The following is a 20,872-nucleotide window of genomic DNA, read 5'->3' on the forward strand; positions in this document are numbered from 1 at the left end:
ATTTAATAAGCATTTGATATATAAATAGTTATTGAACATTATCTTTATGAATGGATTGTTCTGATACTCTGCGCCCTTTTAACTAATGATAAAATTTGCTCTTTACGGTACCCTACGGCGGTTTTTCGCATTCTTGAGAGTAAAAAATGTCCACCACCTTGTTTAAAGATTTCACCTTCGAAGCCGCTCACCGCCTGCCGCATGTACCGGAAGGGCATAAGTGTGGTCGCCTGCATGGTCACTCATTTATGGTGCGTCTTGAAATTACCGGTGAAGTCGATCCGCATACCGGTTGGATCATGGATTTCGCAGAGTTAAAGGCGGCGTTTAAGCCGACTTATGACAGACTTGATCACTACTATCTGAACGATATTCCAGGCTTAGAAAACCCAACCAGCGAAGTGCTGGCAAAATGGATTTGGGATCAGGTAAAACCGGTTGTCCCTCTGCTGAGCGCAGTGATGGTAAAAGAGACCTGCACAGCGGGTTGCGTGTATCGCGGCGAGTGATTGTGACTTTGCCGGATGGCAATGCGAAGCCCACCCGGCAAAATTTATCAGGCAATATTCAGGTATTTATGGGTCTGCATCGACAGACGCCAGTTACGCGCGATACAGGTATCAATGCACAGACGCGTCGCGTCTTCTTTCTGGCTGATTGGCTGTAAGGCAATGATTCGCGGCTTATCATCGCTCAACGTTGCCAGCAGTTCATCCAGCGCTTCAATATCGCGAACGCGGCCGACCGGATGTTTGATTTCATTCGCGCGCTCCAGCGCCTGTGACAGCACATCATAACCACCGCGCATATTCACCTTCGGCGATACGGTCACCCAGGTATTCGGCGTACAACGTACTTCGTGGGTACCGCTGGTTTCAATCTGGCAGCTAAAGCCGTTCTTTTCCAGCAGGTCAGTTAGCGGCATCAGGTCATGAATGCAGGGCTCACCGCCGGTGATCACCACGTGACGGGCGGTATAGCTCTGACGCTGAATAACAGCCAGCAAATCTTCGCTGCTCGCCGCGCCCCACTTATCGCTCTCTTTCGTTTTAGCCAGGATGCTGTACAGGGAGACTTCCCGATCCTCAAGCTTATCCCAGGTGTGTTTGGTATCGCACCAGGCACAGCCAACCGGGCATCCCTGTAAACGAATAAAAATGGCGGGGACGCCGGTAAAGTAACCCTCACCTTGCAGGGTCTGGAACATCTCGTTAATCGGGTACTGCATAGCGTTCTCAATATGGGGATAAACGCTAATTATCGCAGATCCCCGCCAAAGTATCATGCCCCATCGATGCTTTACGAGGCGATCGCCGCGACAAAGCGTGCCGTTATCTGCTGCGGACGCGTGATAGCGCCTCCAACCACCACGGTATGCGCGCCTAATGCCAGGCAACGTGCGGCGCGTTCCGGGGTATCGACGTTACCTTCCGCCACAACCGGTATGGTGACCGCCGCCAACACCTCACGTAAAAAACCGCAGTCGTTTTCCGCCAGCACATGCCCGGCAGTGTCCGCAGTATAGCCATAGAGTGTAGTGCCTACGCAGTCAAAACCCAGCCGCTCGGCTGTTACCGCCTCATCGACGGTGGCGATATCCGCCATCAGCAGTACGGACGGGTAGCGGGCGCGGATTTGCGTGACCAGTTCTTCCAGCGTTTGCCCACCGGGGCGCGGTCGCGCTGTCGCATCCAGAGCAATAATTTCCGGCTCAACGGTCATCAGTTCATCCACTTCCTGCAGGGTGGCCGTGATAAATACATCGCTGCCCGGATAATCGCGCTTGATAATCCCTATTACCGGCAGGGAGACGCTCTCTTTGATCGCGCGAATATCTACCACGCTGTTCGCACGGATACCTGCCGCACCGCCCTGCGCTGCCGCCAGCGCCATACGCGACATAATAAACGGGCTGTGCAGGGGTTCATTTTCCAGCGCCTGGCAGGAGACAATTAATTTACCTTTCAGGGAATCCAGTACAGTTTTCATCACGATAAGATCTCTTCGACTTCATTTTTAATGATGGTGACATGCGGGCCATAAATCACCTGAACACCGTTGCCGCGAATAATTACGCCGCGCGCTCCGGTCGCTTTCAGCGCAGCTTCATCAACCTTGCTGCTCTCTTTCACCGTCACGCGTAAGCGTGTGGCGCAACAGTCCACCTCTTCCAGATTCTCTTTGCCTCCCAGCCCGGCGATGACTGCCGCTGCGCGTTCGCTCTGAGGCAGACCGGACTCCACCTGGGCAGCGCTCTCACGCCCCGGCGTCAGCCAGTTAAAGCGGTTAATCAAATAACGGAAAGTGAAGTAGTAAAGAAAGAACCACGGCCCCCCAACCAGAGGGACGTACATCCAGTTGGTTTTCGCTTCCCCCTGTAGCACGCCGAAGAGGAGGAAATCGATCAGTCCACCCGAAAAGGTTTGCCCAATAGTGATATGTAAAATATGCGCCATCATAAACGCCAGACCATCGAAGAAGGCGTGAATGACATATAACACCGGAGCCACAAACAGGAAGGAGAACTCAATAGGCTCAGTGATGCCGGTCAGGAAAGAGGTCAGAGCCGCCGATAGCAACAGTCCGGCGACAAGCTTTCTGTTCTCCGGTTTTGCCGTGTGGTACATCGCCAGGCATGCGCCAAGCAGGCCAAACATCATGGTGATAAAGCGCCCGGACATAAAGCGCGAGGTACCGGCATAAAACTGCTGCGTATTCGGATCGGCAAGTTGGGCAAAGAAAATACGCTGGGTGCCTTCGACCAGTTGACCGTTGACGATTTCGCTCCCGCCCAGCGCCGTTGTCCAGAACGGCAAATAAAAGATATGGTGTAAACCCAGTGGGCCAAGCATACGCAGAATGAAACCGTACAGTAGCGTCCCCAGATAGCCCGTCGCATCCACCAGACCGCCCAGTCCAAAAATGAGCTTCTGGAAATGCGGCCATACCACCGTCATGATCGCCCCCACCACAATCGCGGCAAGCGAGCTGATAATCGGTACAAAACGCGAACCACTGAAAAAGCCAAGAAACTGAGGGAGTGAGACTTTATTGAAACGGCTATGCAGCGCGCAGGTGACCAGACCAATCACGACCCCACCAAACACGCCCGTTTCCAGCGTCTGAATGCCCAGCGTCATTCCCTGGCCCACAGCACCTGGATTCTCGTGCGCCAGCGTTCCGTTGAGCGTTAACAAAGCATTGATGGTGGCATTCATCACCAGAAAAGCCAGCAATGCCGCAAGGCCCGCCGTGCCTTTATCCGTTTTCGCCAGTCCCACGGCAACACCAACCGCAAAAAGCACCGACAGGTTGGCAAACACGATAGAACCCGCGCTGGTCATGATCGTGAAGATTGCCTGCAGCCAGTCGACATTCAAGAATGGGTAGGCCGTCAGCGTATTGGGATTCGACAAAGCCCCACCAATCCCCAACAACAACCCCGCTGCGGGCAATACCGCAATCGGTAGCATGAACGATTTGCCGAACCGCTGCGCTTTTTCAAACCATGCGCCTGACGAAGCGCCGCTAAATATTTGCATCATTTTTTCATCTCCCCGATCATTGATGAAAATTTTTACCATAATTAATTTTAAAAATGAAAATTACCATCAAAAACCAGGACGCCGATCATACTTTTTTAAAATGACTGGCATCTCTCCCCTGCTTTCCGCCACACTATCGTCAGAGAAACGCATTAAGGATTTTGCATGTCAGAAAATGAAAACCTGCTGCTGAGATTGCGCCAGGGCGTTGATGGATATAGTCGAACTAAACAAAAGCTGGGAGAGTTTGTGCTTAGCGATCCGGCAAGAGTGGTCTATCTGACGATTACCGAACTGGCGCGTGAAAGCGACACCAGCGAGGCGAGCGTCACGCGTCTGTGCCGTACGCTGGGGTGTAAGGGCTATAACGAATTTAAGATGGCGCTGGCACTCGATCTCCGGCAAGGAGAGCCGGTAGAGCACAGCGGTGATGAGATTGACAATGTGGTCAATGAATCCGTGCAAGCGCTGCAGGACACGGCAAAATTACTCGACAGAACATTACTGGAAGCAGCCGCTCTGGCGCTGCATCAGGCTCAGTCGGTACAAATTTATGGCGTAGCGGCCAGCGCTATTCTGGGGGAATATTTACATTACAAACTCCTGCGCCTCGGCAAACCCGCGCAATTGTTCAGCGACATGCACCGTGCTGCTATGAACGCTACAACGCTAAGCAAAGATACGCTGGTAGTGGCGATATCCAGTTCGGGATCCACGCGCGATCTGCTGCATGTCGTAAAGCTGGCGCGTAAGCAAGGCGTACGCGTACTGGCGCTGAGTAATACACCACGCAGTCCGCTGGCTTCGCTGAGTGATATTCAACTGGTCGCAGCCAAACCGGAAGGTCCATTGAGTGCTGGCGCGCTAAACGCCAAGGTGGGTGTCATGCTGTTGGTGGAACTGCTCACCACGTCGCTGATTGGACTGGATGAAAAGTACAGCGATGTGAGCCAGCAAACGGCGAGTGCGACCTTACCATTACTACTTTAAAGGCATAAAAAAACCCGCCGCAGCGGGTTTTTATGTTAAGAGTTAAAGAACAGGATTACGCCTGACCTTTGATCTCTTTACGACCGTTGTACGGAGCTTGTTCGCCCAGCGCTTCTTCGATACGAATCAGCTGGTTGTACTTAGCTACGCGGTCAGAACGGCTCATAGAACCGGTTTTGATCTGGCCTGCAGCGGTACCAACAGCCAGGTCAGCGATGGTAGCGTCTTCAGTTTCGCCAGAACGGTGAGAGATGACAGCGGTGTAGCCAGCGTCTTTCGCCATTTTGATCGCAGCCAGAGTTTCGGTCAGAGAACCGATCTGGTTAAATTTGATCAGGATGGAGTTAACGATGCCTTTTTCGATGCCTTCTTTCAGGATTTTGGTGTTGGTTACGAACAGATCGTCACCAACCAGCTGGATTTTGTCGCCCAGAACTTTAGTCTGGTATGCGAAACCGTCCCAGTCAGACTCGTCCAGACCATCTTCGATGGACACGATCGGGTACTGTTTGGTCAGTTCTTCCAGGAAGTGAGTGAATTCTTCGGAGGTGAACGCTTTGTTGCCTTCGCCAGCCAGAACGTATTTACCGTCTTTGTAGAATTCAGAAGCTGCACAGTCCATCGCCAGAGTGATGTCTTTGCCCAGCTCGTAGCCAGCTGCTTTAACCGCTTCAGCGATTACAGCCAGAGCTTCAGCGTTGGAACCCAGGTTCGGCGCGTAGCCGCCTTCGTCACCAACTGCAGTGTTCATACCTTTAGCTTTCAGAACTTTAGCCAGGTTGTGGAACACTTCAGAACCCATACGTACGGCTTCTTTCAGAGTCTTAGCGCCAACCGGCTGAATCATGAACTCCTGGATGTCGACGTTGTTGTCAGCGTGCTCACCACCGTTGATGATGTTCATCATCGGAACCGGCATGGAGTATTTGCCCGGAGTACCGTTCAGTTCAGCGATGTGCGCATACAGCGGCAGGCCTTTAGCAGCAGCTGCTGCTTTGGCGTTCGCCAGGGACACAGCCAGGATGGCGTTTGCACCGAAGTTGGATTTGTTTTCAGTACCGTCCAGATCGATCATGATCTTGTCGATGCCAGCCTGATCTTTAGCATCTTTACCCAGCAGAGCCTGAGCAATTGGGCCGTTAACAGCTGCAACAGCTTTCAGTACGCCTTTACCCATGAAACGGGATTTGTCGCCATCGCGCAGTTCCAGTGCTTCGCGGGAACCAGTAGAAGCACCTGACGGAGCTGCTGCCATACCAACGAAACCACCTTCCAGGTGTACTTCGGCTTCAACAGTCGGGTTACCACGGGAGTCGATGATTTCACGACCGATGATTTTAACGATTTTGGACATTAGGTTTTCCTCAGTACAAGTTAAACTAAAACTCCAGACAAACAATGCACCCGAATGGGTGCATTGCCGTTCTAACTTTTTACTTCTTACTTCGCCTGACGCTTCTGATGTTCACTGGCGGCTTTCACAAAGCCGGCAAACAGCGGGTGCCCATCACGTGGCGTGGAAGTAAATTCCGGGTGGAACTGACAGGCCACGAACCACGGATGATTCGGTACCTCGATGATCTCGACCAACTGATCATCACCGGAACGGCCTGCAACACGCAGACCAGCAGCTTCAATCTGTTTCAACAGCATATTGTTGACTTCGTAGCGGTGACGGTGGCGTTCAACGATTGTCGGCGTGCCGTACAGTTGACGGACCAGGCTTTCATCGCTCAGCTGACACTGCTGCGCGCCAAGACGCATGGTGCCACCCAGATCGCTCTTCTCGGTACGGACTTCGACGTTGCCGTCTTCGTCACGCCATTCGGTAATCAGAGCCACCACCGGGTACTTACAGTCTGGCACAAATTCCGTGGAGTTGGCGTTGTCCATACCCACTACGTTACGCGCAAACTCAATCAACGCAACCTGCATACCCAGGCAAATGCCCAGATAAGGAATATTGTTCTCACGCGCAAAGCGCGCCGTCGCGATTTTACCTTCAACACCACGGTAGCCGAAGCCGCCAGGGATCAGGATAGCATCAAGACCTTTCAGGATCTCAACGCCGCGCGTTTCGACATCCTGCGAATCGATCAGCTTGATGTTGACGGTGACACGATTCTTCAGACCACCGTGTTTCAGCGCTTCAATCACTGACTTATAGGCGTCCGGCAGTTCAATATACTTGCCGACCATACCGATAGTCACTTCACCTGCCGGATTCGCTTCTTCGTAGATAACCTGTTCCCATTCTGACAGATTAGCTTCCGGACAGTTCAAGCTGAATCGTTTACAAATATAATCGTCAAGGCCCTGGGATTTCAACAGGCCCGGAATTTTATAGATGGAATCGACATCTTTCAGAGAAATCACCGCTTTTTCCGGAACGTTACAGAACAATGCAATTTTCGCACGTTCATTCGCCGGAACTGCGCGATCGGAGCGGCAGATCAGGATATCTGGCTGAATACCGATAGAAAGCAGCTCTTTTACAGAGTGCTGAGTCGGTTTCGTTTTGACTTCACCTGCCGCCGCCATGTACGGAACCAGCGTCAGATGCATAAACAGCGTGTGCTCACGGCCAATTTCTACGGCCATCTGGCGAATCGCTTCAAGGAACGGCAGAGATTCGATATCCCCAACAGTTCCGCCGATTTCGACCAGAACAACATCATGACCTTCACCGCCTTCCAGAACGCGCTCTTTAATTGCGTTGGTGATATGCGGGATAACCTGAACAGTAGCGCCCAGATAGTCGCCACGGCGTTCTTTACGCAGAACGTCAGAGTAGATACGCCCCGTGGTGAAGTTGTTGCGGCGGCTCATTTTCGTACGGATGAAACGCTCATAGTGACCCAGGTCCAGGTCGGTTTCAGCGCCGTCTTCGGTAACGAACACTTCCCCGTGTTGGATTGGGCTCATAGTACCCGGATCGACGTTGATGTACGGATCCAGTTTCATCATGGTCACGTTGAGGCCACGGGCTTCAAGAATGGCTGCGAGGGAGGCTGCGGCAATGCCTTTTCCCAGAGAGGATACGACCCCGCCGGTCACAAAAATATAGTTCGTTGTCATGCTGGACCTGAGAAGTTAGGGTGAAACGATGGAATTACCAAGACGGGAAAGTAGTATACCCGAACATGACGAGCGCCACAAACTTTCATTATCCCTCCTCTTCACCAGGCTCACATTAACATCGGGAGTGAGAAAATAGCCCCTTTAGGGTAAATGTTTTTGACGTAAATCAAGCGCTTGTTATTTAAAAAATCACACAAAACGCCCTTGACCGACGAAATCCCTTAGAGATCAATTTCCTGCCGTTTTACCTGTTGCCAGACTTCTTCCATCGTTTCCAGATCAACACCCGTCATTTCCAGACCACGAGCAGCGACAATTCGCTCAACTTCACGAAAACGTCGTTCAAATTTCTCGTTCGCTTTTTGTAACGCAGTCTCGGCTTTTGTCCCCAGATGACGAGCCATGTTGACTGTGGCAAACAGCAGATCGCCCATTTCCTCCTCCAGTTTAGCCTGGTCGACAACAGCCTGCTTTGCCTCAAACATGACTTCGTCGATCTCTTCATAAACCTTGTCGACAACCGGTCCTAATGTTTTCCAATCGAAGCCAACATTAGAGCAGCGTTTCTGGATTTTCTGTGCGCGCATTAACGCCGGTAAACTGCGGGGAATATCGTCGAGTGCGGAATGCTGTGCTTTCCCGGCGCGTTCTTCGCTTTTAATTTGCTCCCAGCGGGTTAGCACTTCAGTACTGTTGCTGGCAGAAACATCAGCGAATACATGCGGATGCCGGCGTTCAAGCTTATCGCTGATGGCGGCGCAGATATCATTGAAATCAAAACGGCCTTCTTCCTGCGCCATCTGAGCATAAAACACCACCTGGAACAGCAGGTCGCCGAGCTCTCCGCGCAGATCGTCGAAGTTTTCACGCGCAATCGCATCCAGTACTTCATAGGTTTCTTCGAGAGTGTAAGGGGCAATAGTGGCGAATGTCTGCTCTTTATCCCACGGACAGCCGTTTTCCGGGTCGCGCAAGCGCTGCATAATACCGAGCAGTCGATCGATTTGGTTCATGTGAAAATCCTGAAATTTCAATACGGTAGACCGGATAAGGCGATAGCCGACATCCGGCAACATGGCAATGCCTGATGGCAACGCTAACGCGTTTTATCAGGCCTACAAGATTATCCGGCCTACAAAATAATTAATTACCGTGCAACCGCCGCGCGTCGATCACATCCGGCACCTGGTTCAGCTTGCCAAGCACGCGTCCGAGCACCTGCAGGTTATAGATTTCGATGGTCATATCGATGGTGGCCAACTGTTGCTTGGTATCGCTCCGGCTGGCAACCCCCAGCACGTTCACTTTCTCGTTGGCAAGAATGGTGGTGATATCACGCAATAAACCGCTGCGATCGTTGGCCTGTACGCGAACCACCAGCGAGTATCCCGCCGAGTAGCTTTCGCCCCAAACCGCATCAACAATCCGCTCCGGCGCATGCGAACGCAGCTCTGCCAACTGTTCGCAATCGGCCCGGTGCACGGAAATACCGCGCCCCTGGGTGATAAACCCAACGATTTCATCGCCAGGAATCGGCTGGCAGCAGCGCGCGATGTGGTGCATCAGGTTACCGACCCCTTCCACCACGACGCGACCATCGTCTTTACGGCGACTCTGCGGCGCCTGGGTTTTCTGCTGAAGCTGTTTCAGCGCGGCTGCATCCTGCTCGGCAGCGCTGGGCTTATTAAACTGCGCCTGCAGGAAGTTCACCATCTGGTTGAGACGGATGTCTCCTCCGCCAATCGCCGCCAGCAGTTCATCCAGTTCATTGAAGCTGTAGCGCGGCAGCAGATGTTTTTCCGCCTCTTTCAGGCTAATGCCCAGGTGCGCAAGCTCATCGTCGAGGATCTGGCGGCCCGCAAGGATGTTTTTGTCACGATCTTGTTTACGGAACCAGGCGTGGATCTTCGAGCGACCACGGCTGGTGGTCACATAGCCAAGGTTAGGGTTCAACCAGTCACGGCTTGGGTTTGGCTGTTTCTGGGTGATAATTTCAATTTGATCGCCCATCTGTAACTGGTAGGTAAACGGTACGATACGCCCACCAATTTTCGCGCCAATGCAACGATGTCCTACATCACTGTGAATGTGGTAAGCAAAGTCCAGCGGCGTGGAGCCTGCAGGTAAGTCAACAACGTCACCTTTTGGCGTAAAGACGTAAACCCGGTCATCGAAGACCTGGCTGCGCACTTCATCCAGCATTTCGCCGGAATCCGCCATTTCTTCCTGCCAGGCGATCAGCTTACGCAGCCACGCAATGCGGTCTTCATGCCCAGAACGCGCCGCGCCTGACGCAGTCCCTTCTTTGTACTTCCAGTGCGCCGCCACGCCCAGTTCGGCATCTTCGTGCATCTGTTTGGTGCGGATCTGAATTTCAATGGTTTTTCCACCCGGCCCTAACACAACCGTATGGATCGACTGGTAGCCGTTGGGTTTCGGATTAGCGACGTAATCATCGAACTCATCCGGCAGATGGCGATAGTGAGTATGTACTATCCCGAGTGCGGCATAGCAGTCCTGTAGACGCTCCGCCACGATACGCACCGCGCGCACATCAAACAGCTCATCGAAGGCTAACTGCTTTTTCTGCATTTTACGCCAGATGCTGTAGATATGCTTCGGACGCCCGTACACTTCGGCTTTGACGCCTTCCGTTTTCATTTCTGAGCGCAGATGACCAACGAACTCTTCAATATAGTGTTCGCGATCGATGCGACGCTCGTGCAGCAGCTTGGCAATGCGTTTGTATTCGGCCGGGTGCAGGTAGCGGAAGCAGTAATCTTCCAGCTCCCATTTTAATTGCCCGATGCCCAAACGGTTGGCCAGCGGCGCATAGATATTGGTGCACTCTTTTGCCGCCAGAACGCGTTCATCTTCCGGTGCGTCTTTCACTTCACGCAGATGCGCGATCCTCTCCGCCAGCTTGATGACCACGCAGCGGAAATCATCCACCATTGCCAGCAGCATACGGCGGACGTTATCGACCTGCTCGGAAGAGACTGAATCGGTATGCGTGGCTTTCAGCTGGCGTATCGCCGCCATATCGCGCACGCCATGGATAAGATGCACAATGGATTTACCCACGCTTTCGCGCAGGATGTCCTCACTGACCACGTTGGCATCCGCCAGAGGAAATAGCATTGCCGCACGCAGCGTGTCGATATCCATGCTCAACATAGAGAGTATTTCTACCATCTCCACGCCACGCCATAGCAGCAAATCCGCATCAGGATGTCCCTGTGTTTGCTGCTGGCAGTACGCCCAGGTTTCGGCTAAGCGTTCACACGACTGCTGGCTGGAGATTCCCAGACTCGCGATCCATTTCTTGGGATCAAACTCACCAGCTTTATTTATATGTGCACTTCTTACCGCAACCATTGTCCTCTCCTTTAGGGGCCTGGCCTGTCGAAGTCGACAAGCCATACCCATTGTCTTTCATGCTGCATTACAACCCGAAATCCAATGGGTACAAATTTCATTACAAACGCTCAAACAGGACCATCGATTCCAGGTGTCCAGTGTGCGGGAACATATCGAGCATCGCCAGTCGCCGTATGGCATATCCCGCGTTGAGCAAAGCGTCGCTGTCACGAGCCAGCGTTGCTGGGTTACAGGATACATAAACAACGCGACCAGGGCTTAATTTTATAATATGTTGCATCACACCGGCAGCCCCCGCACGCGCAGGATCGAGCAATACTTTGTCGAATCCGTTTTTCGCCCACGGCTGCTGGGTAACATCCTCCTCAAGGTTTTCATGAAAGAATGTCACGTTGTGTAATCCGTTATTCAGCGCGTTTTCCCGGGCTTTTTCGACCAGCGCCGGTACTCCTTCAACCCCCACCACGCTTGCTGCCCGCACAGCCAGCGGCAGAGTAAAATTCCCCATACCGCAGAACAGATCGAGCACGCGATCTTCAGGTCGCACATCCAGCCATTCCAGCGCACAGGCGACCATTTTTTGGTTTACCCCTGCATTGACCTGAATAAAATCACGCGGGCTGAAGCTTAACCGTAGTCCATTTGAGTCATACCAGGGCGATTCTTCTGATACTGATTCCAGTATCTCGCTTTGCGGGGCCAGAAACAAAGACAGCCCCTGAGAATGCGAAAAGCATTCCAGTTTTTCTTTATCCGCAGCACTTAATGGCGCCGTGTGGCGCAAAATCATCAACGCGCCGCTCCCTGCCTGCACCAGCTCAACATGACCGAGATGACGTAACCCTTGCAAACTCTCCAGACACGCCCTGATGTGGGGCAACAGCGCTTCAAGTTGGGGCACCAGAATAGGGCATTGTTTGACATCAATAATGTCGCTGGAACCGGATTTGCGAAAACCCATCTGCAATTTTTGTTCTTTTGACCGATAGTTCAGGCTCAAACGTGCGCGACGACGATAGCCCCACGGGGTATCAGCGATAACATCCGACACTTCACATTTCATTAAACGCGCTAACGCCGCGCTTTTGCTACGCTGCTGCAACGGGATGCTGGCGTGCTGCTGCTGGCAACCGCCACAGACGCCAAAATGCGGGCAACGTGGCACTTCACGTTGTGGACTGTCGTTTAAACGTCGTTTTACTTGCGCGCGGGCGAACTGTTTTTTATCTTCGGTAATCACCACCTCTGCGCTTTCCTGGGGCAGCAATTCCGGTATAAACAACGCCTTTCCGTTATGGCGAGCGACACCCTGACCAAAAGGATCGAGGTCATTGACGGTAACGGTTATGATCTGACGCGTCGTCACGCGTCGTTTTGCAGAGTAGAATTGCGCCATCGACGAGATATTTCTCTATTTAACAGTGTGACCCTAATTGTCCCATAACGGAACTCCATGACCAACTACAGCCTGCGCGCACGCATGATGATTCTGATCCTGGCCCCGACCGTCCTGATTGGTTTGCTGCTCAGTATCTTTTTTGTTGTGCATCGCTATAACGACTTGCAGCGTCAACTGGAAGATGCCGGCGCCAGTATCATAGAGCCACTGGCGGTCTCCAGCGAATATGGCATGAACCTGCAAAACAGGGAATCCATCGGCCAGCTCATCAGCGTGCTGCATCGCCGCCATTCCGATATCGTGCGGGCAATTTCTGTCTATGACGAGAACAACCGGCTGTTTGTCACCTCCAATTTTCATCTCGATCCGTCTGAAATGCAGCTGGCGACCGGTTCACCGTTTCCCCGTAAGCTGAGCGTCACCCGGCTCGGGGATATTATGATCCTGCGAACGCCAATTATATCGGAAAGCTATTCGCCGGATGAATCTGCCATAAGCGACGCCAAAAATACGCAAAATATGCTGGGGTATGTAGCGCTTGAACTGGACCTCAAGTCGGTTCGACTGCAGCAATATAAAGAGATCTTTATCTCCAGCGTAATGATGCTGTTTTGTATTGGTATTGCGTTAATTTTCGGCTGGCGTCTGATGCGCGACGTAACCGGCCCGATTCGCAACATGGTGAATACCGTTGACCGTATACGTAGAGGGCAGCTCGACAGCCGTGTGGAAGGTTTCATGCTGGGCGAGCTGGATATGCTCAAAAACGGTATCAACTCGATGGCGATGTCTCTTGCAGCCTACCATGAAGAGATGCAGCACAATATCGATCAGGCAACTTCCGACCTGCGTGAAACCCTGGAGCAGATGGAAATTCAGAACGTCGAACTGGATCTGGCGAAAAAACGCGCCCAGGAGGCGGCCCGAATTAAGTCCGAGTTTCTGGCTAACATGTCGCACGAGCTACGCACCCCGCTGAATGGCGTGATTGGCTTTACGCGCCTGACGCTGAAAACCGAGCTTAACACCACGCAACGCGATCACCTGAATACGATTGAGCGATCGGCCAACAATCTGCTGGCCATCATCAATGATGTGCTCGATTTCTCCAAACTGGAAGCGGGCAAGCTCATTCTGGAAAGCATTCCGTTCCCGCTACGCAGCACGCTGGATGACGTCGTCACGCTGTTAGCGCATTCGTCCCATGATAAAGGGCTTGAGCTGACGCTGAATATTAAGAATGATGTGCCGGACAACGTCATCGGCGACCCGCTGCGCTTACAGCAGGTCATTACCAATCTGGTCGGCAATGCCATCAAATTTACCGAAGGCGGTAATATCGACATTCTGGTCGAGAAACGCGCCCTCAGTAACACGAAAGTGCAAATTGAAGTGCAAATCCGCGATACCGGCATCGGTATCCCTGAGCGCGATCAGTCACGCCTGTTCCAGGCCTTCCGTCAGGCGGACGCCAGTATTTCCCGCCGCCACGGCGGTACCGGACTGGGCCTGGTCATTACGCAAAAACTGGTCAACGAAATGGGCGGGGATATCTCCTTCCATAGCCAGCCGAACCGCGGATCCACCTTCTGGTTTCATATTAGTCTCGATCTCAACCCTAACGTTCTCATCGATCGCTCGACAACCCGGTGCCTTGCTGGTAAACGACTGGCTTATGTCGAACCTAACGCCACTGCCGCGCAATGCACGTTAGATATATTAAGTGAAACGCCGCTGGAGGTGATTTACAGCCCTTCATTCTCCGGGCTGCCGAAGGATCACTACGATATTCTGCTGATTGGCATTCCGGTCACGTTGCGCGAACCGCTCACCATGCAACATGAGCGGCTGGCAAGCGCAGCGGCGATGACCGATTTCCTGTTATTAGCCCTGCCCTGTCACGCACAGATTAACGCCGAGAAATTGAAACAAGGCGGCGCGGCGGCGTGTCTGCTGAAGCCTCTCACCTCAACCCGACTACTGCCTGCGCTGACAGAGTATTGCCAGTTGAACTACAGCGCGGATCAGCCATTGCCAGATGAAAGCAAAATCGCCATGACCGTTATGGCGGTGGACGACAACCCGGCGAACCTCAAGCTGATCGGCGCACTGCTGGAAGATAAGGTACAGCACGTCGTACTCTGCGACAGCGGGCACCAGGCGGTGGATCGCGCCAAACAGATGCCGTTTGATCTGATCCTGATGGATATTCAGATGCCCGACATGGACGGTATTCGCGCCTGCGAACTGATCCACCAGTTGCCTCATCAACAACAGACGCCAGTTATTGCGGTCACCGCGCATGCGATGGCCGGGCAAAAAGAGAAGCTGCTCAGCGCCGGGATGAATGATTACCTGGCGAAGCCTATCGAAGAAGATAAGCTGCACAATCTCCTGTTACGCTACAAACCCGGCGCGGCCACATCGCTTAGGGCGCTCGCAGTTGAACCTCCGGAGCCGGTCGTCAATCCGAATACCACGCTCGACTGGCAACTGGCATTAAGACAAGCCGCAGGGAAAAACGATCTGGCGCGGGATATGCTGCAAATGCTGCTCGATTTTCTACCCGAGGTGCGCAACAAAATTGAAGAACAACTGGTAGGCGAAAACCCTGAAGGGCTGGTGGATATGATTCATAAGCTGCACGGTAGTTGCGGCTATAGCGGCGTCCCCCGCATGAAAAACCTGTGCCAGCTCATTGAGCAACAATTACGTAGCGGGACCAAAGAAGAAGAGCTGGAGCCTGAGTTTTTAGAGCTGCTGGATGAAATGGACAACGTTGCCCGCGAAGCGAAGAAGTTGTTGGGCTGATATTCGCCGGATGGCGGCGTGACCGCCATCCGGCCTGTAACTCAGCGTAACTGTTGCCCCGCTTTCAGCGTCGCAGCCACGTTGCGCGCGGTCATGCGTACGTTCTCACTTGCATTCTTCAGCGCCTCATCCAGCGAACAAATGGTATAGATGACGCTGAAAACCGCATCCAGCCCATGCAGGTGTACAACACCGACATCCGCCGTCAGGCTACCGGCAATGCCGATCACCGGTTTGTTGTAACGCTTTGCGATCTTCGCCACGCCAACCGGAACCTTACCGTGAATAGTCTGGCTGTCGATACGCCCTTCACCTGTCACCACTAAGTCAGCATCCGCAACGCAGGCATCCAGGCGTAACGCATCCGTCACGATCTCAATACCGCGGCGTAGCTGTGCGCCGCAAAACGCATACAGCGCCGCCCCCATACCGCCAGCAGCGCCACCGCCGGCCAGCTCCAGCACATTGACGTCCAGATCGCGCGCGATCAGTTGCGCATAGTGCGTAAGCGCCCGATCAAGACGCGGAATCATCTCCGCCGTCGCCCCCTTTTGTGGGCCAAAGACCACTGAGGCTCCTTCTTTACCGGTCAACGGGTTAGTGACGTCGCAGGCCACTTCGATACGACATCCGGCAAGACGCGGGTCTAACTGCGAGATATCAATCCGGGTGAGCGATTCCAGGCCCATCGCGCCATGAGCAATATCTTCATCTTGCGCATCCAGCAACCTTGCGCCCAGCGCCTGCACCATACCAGCACCGCCATCATTGGTGGCGCTACCGCCAATCCCGATGATGATATGCTCCACGCCCGCATCCAGCGCATGCCGAATTAGCTCCCCGGTTCCCCAGGAGGTGGTTTTCAGCGGATCGCGTAAATTAGCAGGAACCTGCTCCAGCCCGCTGGCGGCTGCCATTTCAATAAACGCCGTGCGCTCATCGCCGGATAAACCATAAAAAGCCTGAATTGTATTGCCCAAAGGGCCGGTAACATCAACATGCACAAGGTGGCCTTGCGTAGCGGCAACCATCGCTTCGACCGTTCCCTCACCGCCATCTGCGACCGGGATCTTCACGTAATCCGCCTCAGGCCAGATCTCACGGAATCCCAGTTCAATCGCCGTTGCGACTTCAAGCGCACTCAAACTTTCCTTATAGGAATCCGGTGCGATCACTATTTTCATAAAGCATCCTTACGCATGTTGACTGTGTTAAGCATACACCAGGAGGAAAACCGCCCCATTCATGGGAGCGGTCCCAGTTCGCTTAGCGTACCATGCACGGGCGCTTATTATCAAATGTCCAGTTCGGGATCAGATACTGCATTCCCATCGCATCATCACGTGCACCCAGTCCATGTTGCTGATACAGCTCATGCGCTTTCATCACCTGATCCATATCCAGCTCCACGCCCAGGCCCGGTTTCGCCGGAACCTGCACCATACCGCCCTTGATTGCAAAAGGTTCTTTGGTCAGTCGCTGGTTACCTTCCTGCCAGATCCAATGGGTATCGATAGCGGTAATTTTCCCAGGCGCCGCCGCCGCGACATGAGTAAACATCGCCAGCGAAATATCAAAGTGGTTGTTAGAGTGCGAGCCCCAGGTCAGCCCGAACTCATGGCACATCTGCGCCACGCGAACAGAACCCTGCATCGTCCAGAAGTGCGGATCCGCCAGCGGGATATCCACGGACTGCAACGACAGGGTATGCCCCATCTGACGCCAGTCGGTAGCGATCATATTGGTCGCCGTCGGCAGCCCGGTAGCTCGACGGAATTCCGCCATCACTTCACGACCGGAGAAGCCCTGCTCTGCGCCGCACGGATCTTCCGCATAAGCCAGCGATCCTCTCAGGTACTTACCAATTTTAATCGCTTCATTCAGCGACCATGCGCCGTTGGGATCGAGCGTGACGCGCGCCTGTGGAAAGCGTTTCGCCAGCGCCACAATAGATTCCGCTTCTTCTTCCCCGGCCAGTACGCCGCCTTTCAGTTTGAAGTCGTTGAAACCATATTTCTCATACGCTGCTTCCGCCAGACGCACTACCGCGTCCGGGGTCATCGCCTCTTCATGACGCAGGCGATACCAGTCGCATTTTTCATCCGGTTGGCTTTGATACGGCAGCGGCGTCGCTTTACGGTTACCAACGAAGAACAGATAGCCAAGCATTTCGACTTCGCTACGCTGCTGACCATCGCCCAGCAGAGATGCGACGTTGACGCCCAGATGCTGACCTAACAGATCCAACATCGCCGCTTCGATCCCGGTAACCACATGAATAGTGGTACGTAAATCGAAAGTCTGCAAACCACGGCCACCGGCATCACGATCGGCAAACGTATTACGTACCGCGTTCAGTACGTTTTTGTACTCACCCAGCGTTTTACCCACCACCAGCGGAATGGCATCTTCCAGGGTCTGACGAATTTTTTCGCCGCCAGGAATTTCCCCTACCCCGGTATGGCCAGAGTTATCTTTAATAATCACAATATTACGTGTAAAGAACGGGGCATGAGCACCGCTCAGGTTCATCAGCATGCTGTCATGGCCCGCAACCGGGATCACCTGCATAGAGGTCACGACGGGGGTAGTAAATTGTGCGCTCATATTTAAATCCTTATTCAAAATTAGTGGCGGCCGAAAACGGGACGTTTACGGTCAAAAGTCCATCCGGGAATCAGGTACTGCATCGGGCCTGCGTCATTACGCGCGCCGCCGGGCAGCGCCTTATAGGCCTCATGGGCTTTCTGTATCTGCTCCCAGTCCAGCTCCACGCCCAGACCGGGCGCATCGGGTACCGCAATTTTTCCGTTTTTAATCTCCAGCGGATTTTTGGTCAGACGGCAATCGCCCTCCTGCCAGATCCAGTGGGTGTCGATAGCCGTCGGGTTGCCCGGTGCCGCGGCGCCAACGTGGGTAAACATCGCCAACGAAATATCAAAATGATTGTTGGAATGGCAGCCCCAGGTCAGGCCCCAGTCATCGCATAACTGTGCCACGCGCACCGCGCCGGAAAGGGTCCAGAAGTGCGGATCGGCCAGCGGAATATCTACTGAGTTCAGCATCACCGCATGCCCCATTTCACGCCAGTTGGTGGCGATCATATTGGTCGCCACCGGCAGACCGGTCGCACGGCGGAACTCGGCCATCACTTCGCGGCCTGAAAAACCCTGTTCGGCACCGCACGGATCTTCAGCATAAGTCAGAACATCGTTCAGCCCTTTACACAGGGAAATGGCTTCATCCAGCAGCCAGGCCCCGTTGGGATCAACCGTAATACGCGCCTCCGGGAAGCGTTTTTTCAGCGCACGAGCGGTGTCGATCTCTTGCTCGCCGGGCAGTACGCCCCCCTTGAGTTTGAAATCTTTAAAGCCGTAGCGATCTTGCGAAGCCTCTGCCAGGCGCACCACCGCTTCACTGTTCATCGCTTGCTGGTGACGCAGGTGATACCACTCATGGTGGCCCGGTGTGCTCTCCAGATACGGCAGATCGGTTTTGCTGCGATCGCCGACATAGAACAGATAGCCGAGCACAGTGACCGCATCGCGCTGCTTGCCTGGCCCTAACAGTTCACAAACCGGAACGTTCAGCGCCTTGCCCAGCAGATCGAGCAATGCGGCTTCAAGCGCGGCCACCGCATTAACCCGCAGTTCAAAGGTCCAGGCGCCTTTGCCGAAAGTGTCAAAGTCAGCGGCCTGGTTGCCTTTATGCACCTGCTGAACCACTTTATTCAGACGCGCGACTTCCCGTCCCAACACCTGTGGGATTGCATCCACCAGCGTCTGATAAATCACTTCACCGCCCGGCGCTTCACCAACCCCGGTATTGCCGGCGTTATCGGTGAGCACCACGATATTGCGGGTAAAATATGCGTTATGCGCACCGCCAATATTGAGCAGCATGCTGTCATGCCCGGCTACCGGGATAACCTTCATATCGGTAATAACGGGACTCGATTGTGTTGTCATCGTCATTGTCCTGTGACAGGTTTCAATTCGATACGTTTAATATCCCCCACCAGCACCAGATAACTGACGACAGCAATCAGCGCATGTACCCCTACGTAAATCAACGCGCCGTTAAACGAGCCGGTAGAGCCCACAATGTAGCCAATGGCAATTGGCGTGACGATGCCGGAAATGTTGCCAAACATATTGAACAGGCCGCCGCTCAGACCGCTGATCTCTTTTGGCGCGGTATCGGCCATCACCGCCCATCCCAACGCGCCGATGCCTTTGCCGAAGAAGGCCAGCGCCATAAAGCCGATGATCATCCACTCAACGTTGACGTAGTTACAGAACACCATCACCATCGATAACAGCATCCCCATGACGATTGGCGTTTTACGCGCGATATTCAGCGAACCGGTACGGCGCATCAGCCAGTCGGAAATAATGCCGCCGAGCACGCCGCCCGCAAATCCGCAAATGGCCGGGACCGAGGCAACAAAGCCGGCTTTCAGAATGGACATACCGCGCGCCTGCACCAGATAAACCGGGAACCAGGTGATAAAGAAGTAGGTCAGCGCATTAATGCAGTATTGGCCAATATAAATACCGATCATCATTCGCGAACCCAGCAGTTGTTTGATCTGCCCCCACTTCACGCTGAACGGTACTTTAGCTTTGGCTGCCGCCTGATCCATATTGATCAGCGCCCCGCCTTCGGCAATGTACTCCAGCTCTTTTTGGTTTACGCCCGGATGCTGGTTCGGTTCATGAATCACCTTCAACCAGATAAAGCTGATAACAATTCCGAGACCGCCCATAAAGAAGAACACGTGTGACCAACCCACTTCATGAGTCAGCCAACCCATGATTGGCGCGAAGATAACGGTGGCAAAGTATTGCGCCGAGTTAAAGATAGCGACCGCCGTGCCCCTTTCCTGCGCCGGGAACCACGCCGCCACAATACGACTGTTGCCGGGGAAAGAGGGGGCTTCGGCTAACCCTACGAGGAAGCGCAGGGTAAACAGCGCGACGATAATACCGAAGCCGCTAAAGATATCGACGAAGCCCTGCAGCAGGGTAAACATGGACCAGATAAAAATGGACCAGAAATAAACACGTTTGGAGCCGAAGCGATCGAGCAGCCAGCCGCCGGGGATCTGGCCGATGACATACGCCCATGAGAAAGCGGAGAATACATACCCCATGCCTACCGCATCCAGGCCAATGTCTTTGGCCATCTCCGAACCGGCAATGGATAAGGTGGCGCGATCGCCGTAGTTGAAGGATGTGACGATAAACAGCATCACCACTATCCAGTAGCGAGCATTAGTGCGTTTTTCCGCGCTGCTCGCCGCCTGACTTAATGAACTCATTGTTGCACTCCTGAATCCTGGCTTGCGCCAGTTCATTCTGTACAGCACCTGTAGGGTGATCAGAATGAGAGGTTAGTGTGTGGCAGTTTTGGTACAGCTCAGGGCCGTTTTATTCTGACTCGCTGCCATTCCGGGAACTGACGGGAAAAGTATATGAAGGAGTGCCACTTTCCCTCACCGTGCATGAACACAACATTAGGGAGGCAGTGAGAAGTTGTTTGGGGCATAAGCCCAAAGCAATGGAAGTTAGTTCACGTAATTGGGGTTTTATTGCCGGGTGTCGGCTTCGCCTGACCCGGCCTACGGTTTTCTAATGGGGGGTTGCATGCCCGTGCGGGCGAA

The 20,872-nt window shown here is 53.5% G+C and carries 15 protein-coding genes; 3 read left to right on the forward strand and 12 right to left on the reverse strand.

Annotation, left to right across the window (positions count from 1 at the left end):
* Nucleotides 1-146: 146 nt before the first annotated feature.
* Nucleotides 147-509 (forward strand): 6-carboxytetrahydropterin synthase QueD, encoded by a 363-nt coding sequence (queD, locus tag OGV69_RS00415; protein WP_006687049.1) that lies wholly within the window; start codon nucleotides 147-149, stop codon nucleotides 507-509.
* A 47-nt stretch (nucleotides 510-556) separates the two neighbouring features.
* Here queD and queE read toward each other — a convergent pair whose 3' ends face one another.
* The 3 genes from queE to OGV69_RS00430 all read right to left on the reverse strand — a co-directional run bounded on the left by queE (nucleotide 557) and on the right by OGV69_RS00430 (nucleotide 3,545).
* Nucleotides 557-1,228, reverse strand: a complete 672-nt coding sequence (queE, locus tag OGV69_RS00420) for a 7-carboxy-7-deazaguanine synthase QueE (RefSeq protein ID WP_038633185.1) — start codon at nucleotides 1,226-1,228, stop codon at nucleotides 557-559.
* Between the two features lie 71 nt (nucleotides 1,229-1,299).
* Nucleotides 1,300-1,989, reverse strand: coding sequence for an N-acetylmannosamine-6-phosphate 2-epimerase (locus OGV69_RS00425; protein ID WP_069324549.1), 690 nt, complete (start codon nucleotides 1,987-1,989; stop codon nucleotides 1,300-1,302).
* Nucleotides 1,989-3,545, reverse strand: a complete 1,557-nt coding sequence (locus OGV69_RS00430; RefSeq protein ID WP_069324620.1) for a maltose/glucose-specific PTS transporter subunit IIC — start codon at nucleotides 3,543-3,545, stop codon at nucleotides 1,989-1,991. Before OGV69_RS00430 ends, OGV69_RS00425 begins: the two co-directional genes overlap by 1 nt.
* Nucleotides 3,546-3,710: 165 nt before the next feature.
* Between OGV69_RS00430 and OGV69_RS00435 the strand changes: the two genes are divergently transcribed.
* Nucleotides 3,711-4,535 carry a MurR/RpiR family transcriptional regulator gene (locus OGV69_RS00435; RefSeq protein ID WP_069324548.1) on the forward strand — a complete coding sequence of 275 codons (825 nt, stop codon included), beginning with the start codon at nucleotides 3,711-3,713 and terminating at the stop codon, nucleotides 4,533-4,535.
* A gap of 55 nt (nucleotides 4,536-4,590) precedes the next feature.
* Here the strand turns inward: OGV69_RS00435 and eno are convergent, their stop codons facing one another.
* The 5 genes from eno to rlmD all read right to left on the reverse strand — a co-directional run bounded on the left by eno (nucleotide 4,591) and on the right by rlmD (nucleotide 12,393).
* Nucleotides 4,591-5,889, reverse strand: a complete 1,299-nt coding sequence (gene eno / locus OGV69_RS00440; RefSeq protein ID WP_003034129.1) for a phosphopyruvate hydratase — start codon at nucleotides 5,887-5,889, stop codon at nucleotides 4,591-4,593.
* Nucleotides 5,890-5,975: 86 nt separating this feature from the next.
* Nucleotides 5,976-7,613 carry a glutamine hydrolyzing CTP synthase gene (pyrG, locus tag OGV69_RS00445; protein ID WP_005130912.1) on the reverse strand — a complete coding sequence of 546 codons (1,638 nt, stop codon included), beginning with the start codon at nucleotides 7,611-7,613 and terminating at the stop codon, nucleotides 5,976-5,978.
* Between the two features lie 224 nt (nucleotides 7,614-7,837).
* On the reverse strand, nucleotides 7,838-8,629 hold the full coding sequence (mazG, locus tag OGV69_RS00450) for a nucleoside triphosphate pyrophosphohydrolase (protein ID WP_069324619.1): 792 nt from the start codon (nucleotides 8,627-8,629) through the stop codon (nucleotides 7,838-7,840).
* A gap of 130 nt (nucleotides 8,630-8,759) precedes the next feature.
* The gene (gene relA, locus OGV69_RS00455) at nucleotides 8,760-10,994 is read right to left on the reverse strand and encodes a GTP diphosphokinase (RefSeq protein WP_042310708.1); all 2,235 of its coding nucleotides are present in this window, start codon (nucleotides 10,992-10,994) and stop codon (nucleotides 8,760-8,762) included.
* A gap of 100 nt (nucleotides 10,995-11,094) precedes the next feature.
* Nucleotides 11,095-12,393, reverse strand: a complete 1,299-nt coding sequence (gene rlmD, locus OGV69_RS00460; RefSeq protein ID WP_038633202.1) for a 23S rRNA (uracil(1939)-C(5))-methyltransferase RlmD — start codon at nucleotides 12,391-12,393, stop codon at nucleotides 11,095-11,097.
* 57 nt (nucleotides 12,394-12,450) lie between these two features.
* Between rlmD and barA the strand changes: the two genes are divergently transcribed.
* A complete protein-coding gene (barA, locus tag OGV69_RS00465) occupies nucleotides 12,451-15,207 on the forward strand; it encodes a two-component sensor histidine kinase BarA (RefSeq protein ID WP_038633206.1) in 2,757 nt (918 codons plus the stop codon).
* Between the two features lie 41 nt (nucleotides 15,208-15,248).
* On the opposite strand, the gene OGV69_RS00470 is transcribed toward barA, so the two are convergent.
* The 4 genes from OGV69_RS00470 to gudP all read right to left on the reverse strand — a co-directional run bounded on the left by OGV69_RS00470 (nucleotide 15,249) and on the right by gudP (nucleotide 20,530).
* On the reverse strand, nucleotides 15,249-16,391 hold the full coding sequence (locus OGV69_RS00470; RefSeq protein ID WP_069324546.1) for a glycerate kinase: 1,143 nt from the start codon (nucleotides 16,389-16,391) through the stop codon (nucleotides 15,249-15,251).
* Between the two features lie 82 nt (nucleotides 16,392-16,473).
* Nucleotides 16,474-17,814, reverse strand: a complete 1,341-nt coding sequence (gene gudD, locus OGV69_RS00475; RefSeq protein WP_038633210.1) for a glucarate dehydratase — start codon at nucleotides 17,812-17,814, stop codon at nucleotides 16,474-16,476.
* Nucleotides 17,815-17,834: 20 nt separating this feature from the next.
* Nucleotides 17,835-19,175: an enolase C-terminal domain-like protein gene (locus OGV69_RS00480; RefSeq protein ID WP_069324545.1), complete on the reverse strand. Its 1,341-nt coding sequence runs from the start codon at nucleotides 19,173-19,175 to the stop codon at nucleotides 17,835-17,837.
* Between the two features lie 2 nt (nucleotides 19,176-19,177).
* Nucleotides 19,178-20,530: a galactarate/glucarate/glycerate transporter GudP gene (gudP, locus tag OGV69_RS00485; RefSeq protein ID WP_069324544.1), complete on the reverse strand. Its 1,353-nt coding sequence runs from the start codon at nucleotides 20,528-20,530 to the stop codon at nucleotides 19,178-19,180.
* Nucleotides 20,531-20,872 lie beyond the last annotated feature (342 nt).

This window comes from Citrobacter sp. Cc139, assembly GCF_030334645.1.
Taxonomy (GTDB): Bacteria; Pseudomonadota; Gammaproteobacteria; order Enterobacterales; family Enterobacteriaceae; genus Citrobacter; species Citrobacter werkmanii.

Excerpts from the sequence above, each read along its gene's own strand:
- queD (WP_006687049.1), top strand. The coding sequence starts at position 147 with ATGTCCACCACCTTGTTTAAAGATTTCACCTTCGAAGCCGCTCACCGC.
- queE (WP_038633185.1), bottom strand. The coding sequence starts at position 1,228 with ATGCAGTACCCGATTAACGAGATGTTCCAGACCCTGCAAGGTGAGGGT.
- OGV69_RS00425 (WP_069324549.1), bottom strand. The coding sequence starts at position 1,989 with ATGAAAACTGTACTGGATTCCCTGAAAGGTAAATTAATTGTCTCCTGC.
- OGV69_RS00430 (WP_069324620.1), bottom strand. The coding sequence starts at position 3,545 with ATGATGCAAATATTTAGCGGCGCTTCGTCAGGCGCATGGTTTGAAAAA.
- OGV69_RS00435 (WP_069324548.1), top strand. The coding sequence starts at position 3,711 with ATGTCAGAAAATGAAAACCTGCTGCTGAGATTGCGCCAGGGCGTTGAT.
- eno (WP_003034129.1), bottom strand. The coding sequence starts at position 5,889 with ATGTCCAAAATCGTTAAAATCATCGGTCGTGAAATCATCGACTCCCGT.
- pyrG (WP_005130912.1), bottom strand. The coding sequence starts at position 7,613 with ATGACAACGAACTATATTTTTGTGACCGGCGGGGTCGTATCCTCTCTG.
- mazG (WP_069324619.1), bottom strand. The coding sequence starts at position 8,629 with ATGAACCAAATCGATCGACTGCTCGGTATTATGCAGCGCTTGCGCGAC.
- relA (WP_042310708.1), bottom strand. The coding sequence starts at position 10,994 with ATGGTTGCGGTAAGAAGTGCACATATAAATAAAGCTGGTGAGTTTGAT.
- rlmD (WP_038633202.1), bottom strand. The coding sequence starts at position 12,393 with ATGGCGCAATTCTACTCTGCAAAACGACGCGTGACGACGCGTCAGATC.
- barA (WP_038633206.1), top strand. The coding sequence starts at position 12,451 with ATGACCAACTACAGCCTGCGCGCACGCATGATGATTCTGATCCTGGCC.
- OGV69_RS00470 (WP_069324546.1), bottom strand. The coding sequence starts at position 16,391 with ATGAAAATAGTGATCGCACCGGATTCCTATAAGGAAAGTTTGAGTGCG.
- gudD (WP_038633210.1), bottom strand. The coding sequence starts at position 17,814 with ATGAGCGCACAATTTACTACCCCCGTCGTGACCTCTATGCAGGTGATC.
- OGV69_RS00480 (WP_069324545.1), bottom strand. The coding sequence starts at position 19,175 with ATGACAACACAATCGAGTCCCGTTATTACCGATATGAAGGTTATCCCG.
- gudP (WP_069324544.1), bottom strand. The coding sequence starts at position 20,530 with ATGAGTTCATTAAGTCAGGCGGCGAGCAGCGCGGAAAAACGCACTAAT.